Genomic DNA, 11751 nt, shown 5'->3' with positions numbered 1-11751 from the left:
CTCCGATAAGTTATTGATCATGTTTAACCGGACAGAAATATGAAAAAACTATTTTGCTTTATTGCCGCGCTCTTTAAAGGCTTATGGAAGTTTATCTCCTTCCTACGTGTTGCCTTACTCAACCTTTTATTTATTGGTGTTTTGATTCTTGCCTACTTCTCTTTTTTCCCACAACAAGATCCAACTTCAGAGCAAGCAGACACGCCTAAAAAAGAAGCATTGGTACTCAATTTAGAAGGGCCGATTGTCGAACAACGTTCTTACGTTAACCCTTTTGATTCCTTATCAGGCACCTTGTTTGATAAAGATTTACCAAAAGAGAATGTACTCTACGATATCGTTTCGACCATTCGCTTTGCCGCTGCGGACCATTCTGTGTCTGGTTTAGTGTTGAACCTAAAACAAATGCCAGAAACCAATCTCACCAAGCTTAGGTATATCGCTAAAGCAATTGGTGAATTCAAAGCAACTGGTAAGCCTATTTATGCTTATGGTGATTTTTACAATCAAAGCCAATATTACCTAGCAAGCTATGCCGATAAAGTGTTCCTTTCTCCAGACGGTGCGGTTCTGCTTAAAGGCTATGGCGCTTATACGCTTTATTATAAAGATCTATTAGAAAAACTGGATGTTACCACTCATGTTTTCCGCGTAGGAACTTACAAATCGGCGGTAGAACCTTTCATTCGTAATGATATGTCTCCGGCAGCCAAAGAATCAGCAACCGCATGGTTGACCCAATTATGGGGTGCTTATATTGATGATGTTTCTCACAATAGAAAAATCGATGCTAAAACCATCACTCCAAGCATGGATGAGTTTTTGGCGAAGATGAAAAGTGTTGATGGTGATTTAGCGAAACTGTCGAAACAAGTCGGCTTAGTCGATCAATTGATGACTCGCCAACAAGCCATGAGATTTATGCGTTCTAAATTCGGTGGCACAGAGAAAAATGGCTATAACGGTATTAGTTATTATCGCTATAAAGAGAAAGTTACACAGCCTATCGTCACAACTGCAGATAAAGTTGCAGTCGTGGTCGCAAGCGGCACCATTCTAGATGGCGACCAACCTGAAGGCAGTGTTGGTGGAGATTCCATGGCGCACCTATTACGACAAGCTCGCCTAGACGATAATATTAAAGCGGTAGTATTACGTGTAGACAGCCCAGGTGGCAGTGCCTTTGCCTCTGAGATTATTCGTAATGAAATAGAAGCGTTAAAGCAAGCGGGTAAACCAGTGGTGGTTTCTATGTCCAGTCTTGCCGCTTCTGGCGGTTACTGGATTTCAATGAGCGCAGATAAAATCATTGCCCAGCCGACTACCCTTACCGGTTCCATTGGTATTTTTGGCATTATCACTACCTTTGAAAAAGGGTTAAGTAAACTTGGCGTTAATACAGATGGTATCGGCACAAGTCCATTCTCGGGTGTTGGCCTAACCAATGGTCTATCGAAAGGCGCTTCTGAAGCCATGCAAATGGGAATTGAACATGGTTATCATCGCTTTATTTCACTCGTCGGTAAGAACCGCGGTATTAAAGTTGCCGATGTCGATAAAATCGCTCAAGGTCGAGTATGGACAGGTCAAGATGCAATGAAATATGGTTTAGTGGACCAACTTGGTGATTTCGATGATGCGATCAATGAAGCGGCAAAACTGGCGAAGATTGATAGCTATGAATTAACGTGGGTAGATAAGCCACTAACGCCAACACAGCAAATGTTGCAAGATCTGTTTAACTCAATGGATGCATCAATCGGTAACCCATTAAACAAATGGCTACCAGATTCACTCAAACCAGCGGCAGCGCAAATGACACAAAGTGCCGATCTGCTAAATAGCTTAAACGATCCTAAAGGTTACTATTCGTTTTGTTTAACTTGCCAAGCTAACTAACGACGTTCAAAGTAGTCACCAATCAAAAACCAGCGTGACCTATCGCTGGTTTTTTCATTTCTCTATATACAATTTCTAATTCTCGACCAATGGAAGTCGCTTGGGTATGCCGTTAATTATCGCTATAATCCGCCACCTGTCTGTTCCTACAAACGATATCCTAAAATTATGACTAGAAAACATATCTACATTGCCTACACTGGCGGCACGATCGGCATGAAGCGTTCTTCTCATGGCTATATTCCTGCCGATGGTTTCATGACTCAACAGCTACAAGCAATGCCTGAGTTCCACCGTGAAGAAATGCCACTTTTTACCGTACATGAATATTCTCCGCTAATGGATTCTTCGGATATGACGCCAAATGACTGGCAGCATATCGCTGATGACATTAAAGCCAACTATGACAAATACGATGGTTTCGTAATTCTGCACGGCACCGATACCATGGCCTACACGGCTTCTGCTTTATCTTTCATGTTTGAAAACCTTGGCAAGCCAGTCATTGTCACCGGTTCTCAAATTCCATTAGCAGAGCTGCGTTCAGACGGTCAGGCCAACTTATTAAATGCCCTACACATTGCAGCAAACTATCCAATCAATGAAGTGACGTTATTTTTTAATAACCAATTGATGCGCGGTAACCGTAGTACTAAATCGCGTGCTGATGGCTTCAATGCTTTCACATCACCTAATATGCCTCATCTACTTGAAGCTGGGATCAACATTCAAGTCAGCAATCCAGACTTAATTGATAAAAAACCAAAAGGTGAATTTCGAGTTCACACCATCACACCACAACCGATTGGCGTGATTACCATGTACCCTGGGATTTCGCATGAAGTGATTCGCAACACATTGCGTCAACCCGTCAATGCAATGATCTTACTGACCTTCGGTGTGGGTAACGCCCCGCAAAACAAAGAAATGCTTAGCCATTTAAAAGAAGCGTCAGAACGTGGTGTGATTGTAGTTAACCTAACTCAGTGTTTAACTGGTAAAGTAAATATGGATGGTTACGCGACCGGTGTATCTTTAGCAGAAGCAGGTGTAATTAGTGGTTATGATATGACGCATGAAGCAGCCCTAGCGAAACTACACTACCTGTTGAGTAAAGAGCTAAGCTACGAAGAAGTTAAATCTCAAATGAAGCAAGTATTGCGCGGTGAGATGAGTTTATAAGCGTTATTCGGATTCTCGTTGCTCGGAAAAGATAATTCGAGCAACGAGAAGCAAAGCGCCCGAGAAACGAGCTCCGGCTCTTTCAAAACTAGGATGATATTCTAATTCTCCACCTTCACTCGCAAGATATCTTCTTCTACTTCTAAAAACTGCTTTTTAAGTTCAGCTTTCGATTTGAACGTCACTTCACCGCCCGCAGCAACCGACATATGTTGGGAATCATGGTTGTGCTTTGACTGATACAGCATCACCGCTTGCATACATGAATCACGCTGTTCTTTGGTAATGGGCGAGCCATCTAACCAGCGACCCGTTTCAATGGCATAATTTAAACGCTCGAACACTTCCGGTGTCATCGCATTCAGCAATTGTTCTACATTCATATTCTTATCCCTTTCGAATTATAGCGACAACATATCCACTGCCTTCGCTTAATTAATGTGGAAATATACCCAAGTTAACGATTAAAAACTAACGACACCGAATTCACACAAAAACGCTGACCGGTTGTTTCTTGAGGACCATCTAAAAATACATGTCCTAAATGACTATCACATTGCGCACAACGGATTTCAGTTCGAATCATTCCATGGCTATGATCTTCTAAATATTTAATTACGTTTTTTGAGATCGGTTTATCAAAACTTGGCCAGCCACAACCAGAGTCGAATTTATCATCTGAGGCAAATAAATCGGCTTGGCAACAAGTACATTGATAAATACCCGTTTCTTTATTATGAAGCAATGTACCTGAGTATGGTGCTTCCGTTCCCCCAAGGCGACAGACTCTATATTGTTCTTCTGTTAGAGATGTTTCCCATTCTTTATCCGTCTTTTTCACAACGACCTCATTATTATGCACTGCAAAGTCAACCATTATTAAAGCAAAATTATTACCCTACTTTACCATTGATTGTTTTGAACAAAAACTTGCCAATGACCCATGATGTGGCACATACTTTCCCACAGTTTAAAATAGTGACTTGAATCACAGGAAACTATGGTTCATAGTCTCAATGTTTCCAAATTGGTAGTCATACCAATTCCAACAAGTAATTAATCATCTTAGCTTGTTAAAATGCTCGCTAACTGTGCTATAAAATTTGTATGTAGTAACCTGCTAACAGAAATTTTATGCCTTGTTATCAAGCTTTTCCCTACGCTAATTTAATCTCTTACTTATGGGGTTTGATATAATGAAATCAGAAACATACATGCTGGGCATGAATTAATCGACTTAGGATAATTCAGAAAGAAAGTAACTATTTTTTTTGATTTTAAACAAGTAAATACCGATTATGCCTTGCAGTATGTGATTAGTTTCTGTAATTTTACTACCAGTTATCTTTAATCTAAAATTAAGTTGTGGAGCAACTACAATGACTATCAAAGTAGGTATTAACGGTTTTGGCCGTATTGGACGTTTTGTTTTCCGTGCTTCTGTTGAGCGTGACAACATCGAAGTTGTTGGTATCAACGACCTTATCGACGTAGAGTACATGGCATACATGCTTAAGTACGATTCAACTCACGGTCGTTTCAACGGTACTGTTGAAGTAAAAGACGGTAACCTTATCGTTAACGGTAAAACTGTACGTGTTACCGCTGAACGTAACCCAGAAGATCTTAAGTGGAACGAAATCAACGTTGACGTTGTAGCTGAAGCAACTGGTCTTTTCTTAACTGACGAAACTGCACGTAAGCACATCACAGCTGGTGCTAAGAAAGTTGTTCTTACAGGTCCTTCTAAAGACGCAACTCCAATGTTCGTTAACGGCGTAAACTTCGACACTTACGCTGGTCAAGATATCGTTTCTAACGCATCTTGTACTACTAACTGCCTAGCGCCTATCGCTAAAGTTCTTAACGACAAGTGGGGCATTGAGTCTGGTCTTATGACTACTGTTCACGCAACTACAGCAACTCAAAAAACTGTAGATGGTCCTTCTGCGAAAGACTGGCGTGGTGGTCGTGGTGCTTCTCAAAACATCATCCCATCTTCAACTGGTGCTGCTAAAGCAGTAGGTGTTGTACTTCCTGAAGTACAAGGCAAACTAACTGGTATGGCTTTCCGTGTACCAACAGCTAACGTTTCTGTAGTTGACCTAACTGTTAACCTAGCAAACGCAGCAACTTACGAAGAAATCTGTGCTGAAATGAAGCGCGCTTCTGAAGGTGAACTAGCTGGCGTTCTTGGCTACACTGAAGATGCTGTTGTTTCTCAAGATTTCATCGGCGAAACTAACACGTCTGTATTCGATGCAGCTGCTGGTATCGCACTTAACGACAAATTCGTTAAAGTTGTATCTTGGTACGACAACGAAATCGGCTACTCAAACAAAGTTCTTGATTTAATCGCTCACATCTCTAAGTAAGCATTAAGCAAGATCTTCATTTGAAGATAAGCTAAATAAAAGGCGACCATTGTGTCGCCTTTTTTGATTTTACGTTGCTCGGAATATCGAAAGCTCGTATCTCGAGCTGTGTTAACTACCCATTCGAGAAACGAAACCCTAGTTACGAGGACCGGATTCATGAATCTAACCCATTTACCTATCATCAGTACTCTCTCTGACTGTGTCACTGTAGTCCAAAAAGACCAAGCAAAAATCATCCGAATTCAACATGCCAAAGCAGAAGCGGCAATTTCTTTATTTGGTAGTCATATTATTTCATTTAAACCGCTGAATTCAGAAGAGTTAATTTGGACTAGTGAAGATGCCGTTTTTGATGGAAAAACGCCTCTACGTGGCGGCATTCCTGTTTGTTGGCCATGGTTTGCTCGCATTGCTAAACCTGCACATGGTTTTTGTCGCACATCAGAATGGGAACTGGTTGATCATTGTGAAAATGAACAAGGCGTAATATTAAAACTCGGTCTTTGCCCTTCTAAAGAAACATTGGCGATTTGGCCTCATCAATTTACCGCCTTTCTTAATGTAGAAGTATCAGAGCAACTTAAAGTCACTCTGGATATTAAAAATACCGATGATCATGCATGGACATTTTCTGGTGCGCTGCACAGCTATTTCAACATTGCCAATATTTTAGACACTCAAATCATTGGTATGGGTGAGCATTACATCGATAAATTACAAGATGGAAAAGTTTGCTTAGGTGGAGATATACTTACTATCTCTTCAGGTGTCGACCGTGTTTACACCCATCCAACCAAGCAAGTGTGTATTTCAGATCCTCAAAATCAACGTACTATCCGTGTAGAAAACCAAGGTGATAATGCTGCTGTCATCTGGAACCCGTGGGAACTTGCACAAAGCATGGCAGATATGAAAGATGATGCTTATACCAATATGGTGTGCGTAGAGTCAACTTTATATGCTGAAACACTTGAAGATGGCTACACACTACAACCAGGTGAAAGCTATCAGTTAAGTACTCAAATTGGCTTAAAGAACTAATTTAGCAATTGAAAACTTAAAATGAATAGAACCAGGATCTGTTGATTTTTGCTGTATCTATTTTACTCAACAATACATCGGTAGCCACATCATAATAAACGCCAGCAATATCATACTGGCGTAATTTTTTACTAATTGAGCATATCTCGTTGATGTCGTTTGGCAGTGCAAGTTTGGAGTATCTTGATGAAGTTGCTCCTACAGTAGTTCGGTTATGGATCCTTATTTTTCATAAAAGGTTATTGTCATATGCCAATATCATTTATATATTAGTGTAAATGGTCAGGTAAAGGAGAATACTATGTTATTTGCCATCCCATGCAGAGAAACCTCTCTTTTTAATCACTTTTCAATGGCCCCTCAGATTATGTTGTGGAATAGCCAAACTAATTCCAAACGAATCTTTGAATTACCTAAATCATCGCCGTGTTGTGGTCATAAACACTTATGGCGTAAAGTGATAGAAGATAATCGAGTAGATGCCGTTGTTGTTCGTTCAATTGGCTCAAATATGCTAAGTGCACTGTTTAAGCTCAATGTAAAGGTCTTGAGCGCACCACGTGGATTCTGTTTGGATGACTTTGACGATAGCCGCTTAACGCCAGTGACTGAAATGGCATTTGCTCGCCAATCGCATAGGAAAAATAAAGCGAATTACTCGAGAGAAAGTTCGACACACGCATCTACAATTGATCTTCGAGAAGTATTTAGTGGAGACAAAGTTCCTGGACAATGCGATTTGAATAATAAGCTTTCACCACAAGCGCTCAAACACTTAACGAAAGTATTCAAATCAACGGACCAACCAGAGAAGTAACAATGACCTACTTAATCAGCTTTACCATATTTTTGGCTGTTACAGCTCTAATGGCAGTAGGTGTAATGCTAAATCGCCAAACCATACAAGGCAGTTGTGGTGGACTTACTAGGATCGATATAGAAAGAGAGTGTAACTGCATAGACATATGTGATGATCATGCTCGTGTACTTTACCAAATTCAAGAACCGAAAAACTCTACTTTTTAGGCTATGTCTATGATTCTCGATTCAACATGAGTGCTTGACCATGTACTAAGCTTTGCGCAACTTTGGCTCTAGCGCATTTCACGATATTACCAAACGTCTGCCTAGACACCCCCATACTAGCTGCTGCTGCAGCTTGACTGAGATCTTCGAGGTCAGCTAAACGCAACGCCTCGAATTCCTCATCTAACAATTCAACTTTATCGAGTTGAGAAATTGGCACACCATTAGGTTTAAAACACTCATATGGTGCCCTTTGGCAAATGTTTCGCTCTTTTTTTGGTCTAGCCATTTTGGTTTCCTCCGTAATTATGGCCTAGGCTTGTCGCCTTTTTTACACGAGTAGTAATTTATGTCCATCACTATCCCCAACAATCATCAACAATGTGCCGTTTGTTCCAAGCCTTTCTTCAATAATGACCATACCCTCGAATTTGATCTTATGGCTGATGGAGGAGTTATAGGCAAAATTGTACCCACAGAAAAAGTACAAGGCTATAACGGTGTCATGCAGGGCGGTGCGATTGCCGCTTTACACGATGCAGCCATGACACATTGTCTGTTTGCTCACGATGTTTGCGCAATGACCGCCAAACTGGATGTCCGCTTCATCAAACCAATTTCTTTGAATTCACTCATTGAGGTTAAAGCTCATTGTATAAAGAGCAAGCGAGGTATCTATTTTATGCAAAGCCGTATCTTTTCTGATGGGCTATGCGTCTCAAAGGCTGAAGCAAAATTCATGTAAACTCTTAAGGCCTTTTGAGCTTTCGTCATTACTTTTTGAGTATCATGGTAAAGCGTTATAAGTTGTTTCGACAAAAATAAACTATAACCTTATACCTATACTATGTAGAGAATAATGCTAACTAATAATTGGCGACAAAGCGACTTCAAGTGCTGAAGAACACTGATAGCATTTATATCCAAGTAACTTCAATATGCCAATGTCAGTAAGAATAAAACAAGCTTTAAATACCCTTTAGGAGCTTCATTCAAGCCCCTTCTTTTTTATAAGAGATAGTAGCGTCATATTGACTTGAAAGGTGCCTACATTCCTTCGCCAATCTTCCTTGCTTTAAAGTTTGGAAGATAGCTCTGAATTCTGCGTTTTGAAGTCACTTGAGTATATAATACATCTGAATATAGCATGAGCTTTGAAAGAATAGTCAAAATACATCAGCATAGTGCTAGAGCTTCGACACCAGATAGCGGAACTTTTTTAATCTAGTCCCCTTTTTTGGTTTTATACTCCATGCCATACTCCACATTCAAATGACTAACAAGAATGACCCTGTATGACCTATCAATGCCCTCTTTGCCATCACACTTTAAACGCTACTCAAAATGGGTTTACTTGCACTCATAATCATCAGTTTGATCGTGCGAAAGAAGGCTACGTTAATCTAATGCCGGTACAGCATAAACGCTCTAAGCAACCGGGTGATAATGCAGAAATGATGCAAGCCAGACGTCGCTTTTTAGCATCTGAGCAATACCACCCGATGCGTGAAGCAGTAGCTGAATTGTGCAAAAAGCACCTAGTCAAGACTTCTCACCAATTACTAGACATAGGTTGTGGCGAAGGTTATTACACTCACTACATAGCACAACAGCTTCAGAAACAAAACTCAGCAACTACTTGTTATGGATTAGATATTTCTAAAGTTGCCATTCGCTACGCAGCAAAACGTTACAACCATCAAACGATGCAATTTTGTGTTGCCTCTAGCCATCGATTACCCTTTGCAGATCACTCACTCGATGCCATTTTACGTATCTACGCGCCATGTGATCATCAAGAACTGCAACGAACGACTACAGAGCATGGGCTAGTTATTACGGTTACCCCTGCTGCTCGCCATTTATATCAGTTGCGAGAACTGGTTTATCAAGACGTGAGATTACATGATGAGTCACCAGAGAATATTGCAGGCTTTGCGCTACTAGAAGAACAAAAGCTGCATTATGAAATGGCAATGATAGGTAGTGAAGCGGAAGATTTACTCCAGATGACGCCGTTTGCTTGGAAGGCTTCAGAAGAAATAAAAGTACAATTACAAAATGCCCCACAGTTTGATTGTGAAGCAGATTTTATTTTACGAGTTTATCGCAAAAAAGATGACTAATATCAGTAACGTTTAGGCCTACAAAGCAGCACAACGCTCTTCTAATATAGGGTTACTGTTGTGCTGATAACTTTTTACTATTTTCGCTTTCTGACATTCAAACACACTCACCGGATATTGCTTATCCCAAGCGGTAAATAGCTGCTTTTGTTGCTTACTTAAACGAAACTGTGAGTAAGTCATATCAAAATATAAATAAGTACGAGCGATTAAACCACGTGCTTGTTGTGGTGGTTGAGCTTTTCTATCTTCAACATGAAAATCGCACGATCCAAAATCACTTTGGGTGCCAGACATCATCTGAAAATTATAATTAGAACGGTATGCGTTAACACTGCCGATTGCGGCAAATAGGTTATAGCCATCAGCCTGCATTAATCGATATTCATGGTTTACTTTTTCTGCACATTTACGGCCTTTATACGGCTTACCTTTGCTACTCACGCATTGGCCATCCCCTTCTCGCCACTCTTTAAATGCACGGCCAAAGTTTTCAGCAGGTACGATATGTTCGAATTCAACTCGCTTAGAGCGTGAAGTATACAAGGAGTCATTAAATCCTTGAGGCAGTGTTACTTGCTTTTTTTCATCAAATTTAGCGTCACAGTAGACTGTTTTACGCATCTCTGTCTTGTTATAAACATTTTTCATCAGCAATCGTTTTGCTTTTGAAAACGAATCTATTTGCGTGTTCTGGGTTGCGGAAACTCCATTAGTAAACAATACCGACGAAAACAACACACACGCTATTAATGGCCATTTTTTCATTTGAGACTTCCTAATTGAAGTCTCTATTTTACGTGCCTTTTAATACTTTTCTAATACTTTTATTAACAAATTTATCAGAAAAAAATAGTAAAAGACTAGATTGTGATGATCCAAGTTTTGAGAGAATCCATTAAAAAAAACCAAATAAAAACAGTTCTCATTTGTATTTATCTGGTATTATTGGCAAAAATAGTACTAGATATAGGCAATTTATGATCCAGCATTCACCATTCCTTCATTTTAAATTCATTATCATTATATTGTTATTAAGTGGTTGCAGTATGACCTCTAATACAAAGCCTATTTCCCACTTTTATGATTATCAGTTATACAATGCAACTCTCTCTCCTCTACCTTTGTCTGAATGGCAACAAGAGTTCACTAATGCTGACGTAATTTTAATCGGTGAATGGCATACTCATTCTGGTGTACATCACTTTCAGGCAGATTTTTTACATACCCTTCTTCAAAAGCAAACACGTATAGCTCTTTCTATGGAGCAATTTAGTCGTGATGCCCAGCCGATTCTCAATAAGTACTTAACCGACCAAATTGGTGAACAAACACTCATACAACAAGCAAAAGCTTGGCCGAATTATGAAAGTGATTATCGCCCATTGGTTGAAATCGCAAAAACAAACCAGTTGGATGTTATTGCTGCCAATGCACCAAAACCCATAGTTCAATGTATCGCAAAAGAAGGTTTAGATTATTTAGGGAGGTTAGAGCCAGATCAGCGACAATATGTGGCTAAAAATTTAGATACGCGTGATTCAGAATATAAGCAAAAGTTTATGGCATCCATGCACCATGGTCAGCCCAATAAACATGAAAATTTATATGCGTCTCAACTAACTTGGGATGCAACCATGGCCGAGAGTATTGTAGATTATATATCTCAGCACCCCGATACAAAAATTGTGCATATTGCAGGAAAATTTCATACTGAAAGTGGACTAGGTATAGCGACTCAAATCAAGGAACTCAACTCAAGTTTAAAGGTCATCATTATCACCCCTGTCTTTGAGTTAATCCCAAATGGCAATGACTATTTATTGCAAGTGACCACACTTCCAAAACGTTACGTTCAACAATCTAATCAATTCGCCGCTTATAAAGAGTTATCTAAGAGAAAAGAACACTATGAATGCAATTAATTAATCCATTTATTTACGGTTGGGATGGTTCAATATTCACAAGAATTAATTTTTGTTTTTATGAATCATGAGAGAGACCAACAATACCAATGGGTTCATGACTTTCTCAACAAAAAGCCCTTTCTCTAACCAAAACCTGAGAAAATCATCCAAAAATTCTCAACTATCCCATCA

The 11751-nt window shown here is 39.8% G+C and carries 13 protein-coding genes; 9 read left to right on the top strand and 4 right to left on the bottom strand.

What is annotated here, in order from left to right; all coding sequences use genetic code 11:
* Positions 1 to 39 precede the first annotated feature (39 nt).
* Together sppA and ansA are read left to right on the top strand one after the other, a co-directional pair.
* Positions 40 to 1899 (top strand): signal peptide peptidase SppA, encoded by a 1860-nt coding sequence (sppA, locus tag ACN0T8_RS00065; RefSeq protein ID WP_417878663.1) that lies wholly within the window; start codon positions 40 to 42, stop codon positions 1897 to 1899.
* A 168-nt stretch (positions 1900 to 2067) separates the two neighbouring features.
* Entirely contained in the window at positions 2068 to 3081 is a 1014-nt protein-coding gene (gene ansA / locus ACN0T8_RS00060) for an asparaginase (RefSeq protein WP_417878662.1), read from the top strand.
* Between the two features lie 101 nt (positions 3082 to 3182).
* Here ansA and ACN0T8_RS00055 read toward each other — a convergent pair whose 3' ends face one another.
* Positions 3183 to 3464, bottom strand: a complete 282-nt coding sequence (locus ACN0T8_RS00055; RefSeq protein WP_417878661.1) for a YeaC family protein — start codon at positions 3462 to 3464, stop codon at positions 3183 to 3185.
* Positions 3465 to 3538: 74 nt separating this feature from the next.
* Positions 3539 to 3922, bottom strand: coding sequence for a peptide-methionine (R)-S-oxide reductase MsrB (gene msrB, locus ACN0T8_RS00050; RefSeq protein WP_417878660.1), 384 nt, complete (start codon positions 3920 to 3922; stop codon positions 3539 to 3541).
* A 538-nt stretch (positions 3923 to 4460) separates the two neighbouring features.
* On the opposite strand from msrB, the gene gap reads away from it, so the two are divergent.
* The 4 genes from gap to nqrM all read left to right on the top strand — a co-directional run bounded on the left by gap (position 4461) and on the right by nqrM (position 7526).
* Positions 4461 to 5456 carry a type I glyceraldehyde-3-phosphate dehydrogenase gene (gap, locus tag ACN0T8_RS00045; RefSeq protein WP_089122609.1) on the top strand — a complete coding sequence of 332 codons (996 nt, stop codon included), beginning with the start codon at positions 4461 to 4463 and terminating at the stop codon, positions 5454 to 5456.
* Positions 5457 to 5615: 159 nt separating this feature from the next.
* Positions 5616 to 6500 (top strand): D-hexose-6-phosphate mutarotase, encoded by an 885-nt coding sequence (locus ACN0T8_RS00040; RefSeq protein WP_417878659.1) that lies wholly within the window; start codon positions 5616 to 5618, stop codon positions 6498 to 6500.
* A gap of 301 nt (positions 6501 to 6801) precedes the next feature.
* Positions 6802 to 7317: a NifB/NifX family molybdenum-iron cluster-binding protein gene (locus tag ACN0T8_RS00035; RefSeq protein WP_417878658.1), complete on the top strand. Its 516-nt coding sequence runs from the start codon at positions 6802 to 6804 to the stop codon at positions 7315 to 7317.
* A gap of 2 nt (positions 7318 to 7319) precedes the next feature.
* A complete protein-coding gene (gene nqrM / locus ACN0T8_RS00030) occupies positions 7320 to 7526 on the top strand; it encodes a (Na+)-NQR maturation NqrM (RefSeq protein ID WP_417878657.1) in 207 nt (68 codons plus the stop codon).
* 7 nt (positions 7527 to 7533) lie between these two features.
* Here nqrM and ACN0T8_RS00025 read toward each other — a convergent pair whose 3' ends face one another.
* Positions 7534 to 7815, bottom strand: a complete 282-nt coding sequence (locus tag ACN0T8_RS00025; protein ID WP_417878656.1) for a DUF134 domain-containing protein — start codon at positions 7813 to 7815, stop codon at positions 7534 to 7536.
* A gap of 60 nt (positions 7816 to 7875) precedes the next feature.
* Here ACN0T8_RS00025 and ACN0T8_RS00020 point away from each other — a divergent pair, with 60 nt between their 5' ends.
* Positions 7876 to 8271 carry a PaaI family thioesterase gene (locus tag ACN0T8_RS00020; protein WP_417878655.1) on the top strand — a complete coding sequence of 132 codons (396 nt, stop codon included), beginning with the start codon at positions 7876 to 7878 and terminating at the stop codon, positions 8269 to 8271.
* A gap of 550 nt (positions 8272 to 8821) precedes the next feature.
* Positions 8822 to 9652 (top strand): 23S rRNA (guanine(745)-N(1))-methyltransferase, encoded by an 831-nt coding sequence (gene rlmA / locus ACN0T8_RS00015; RefSeq protein ID WP_417878654.1) that lies wholly within the window; start codon positions 8822 to 8824, stop codon positions 9650 to 9652.
* Between the two features lie 18 nt (positions 9653 to 9670).
* Here the strand turns inward: rlmA and ACN0T8_RS00010 are convergent, their stop codons facing one another.
* Positions 9671 to 10420 (bottom strand): endonuclease, encoded by a 750-nt coding sequence (locus ACN0T8_RS00010; RefSeq protein WP_417878653.1) that lies wholly within the window; start codon positions 10418 to 10420, stop codon positions 9671 to 9673.
* A 212-nt stretch (positions 10421 to 10632) separates the two neighbouring features.
* On the opposite strand from ACN0T8_RS00010, the gene ACN0T8_RS00005 reads away from it, so the two are divergent.
* Positions 10633 to 11577, top strand: a complete 945-nt coding sequence (locus ACN0T8_RS00005) for a ChaN family lipoprotein (protein WP_417878652.1) — start codon at positions 10633 to 10635, stop codon at positions 11575 to 11577.
* Positions 11578 to 11751 lie beyond the last annotated feature (174 nt).

This window comes from Vibrio sp. (assembly GCF_048266485.1).
GTDB lineage: Bacteria > Pseudomonadota > Gammaproteobacteria > Enterobacterales > Vibrionaceae > Vibrio.
This window is presented reverse-complemented; position numbering and strand designations above follow the sequence as displayed.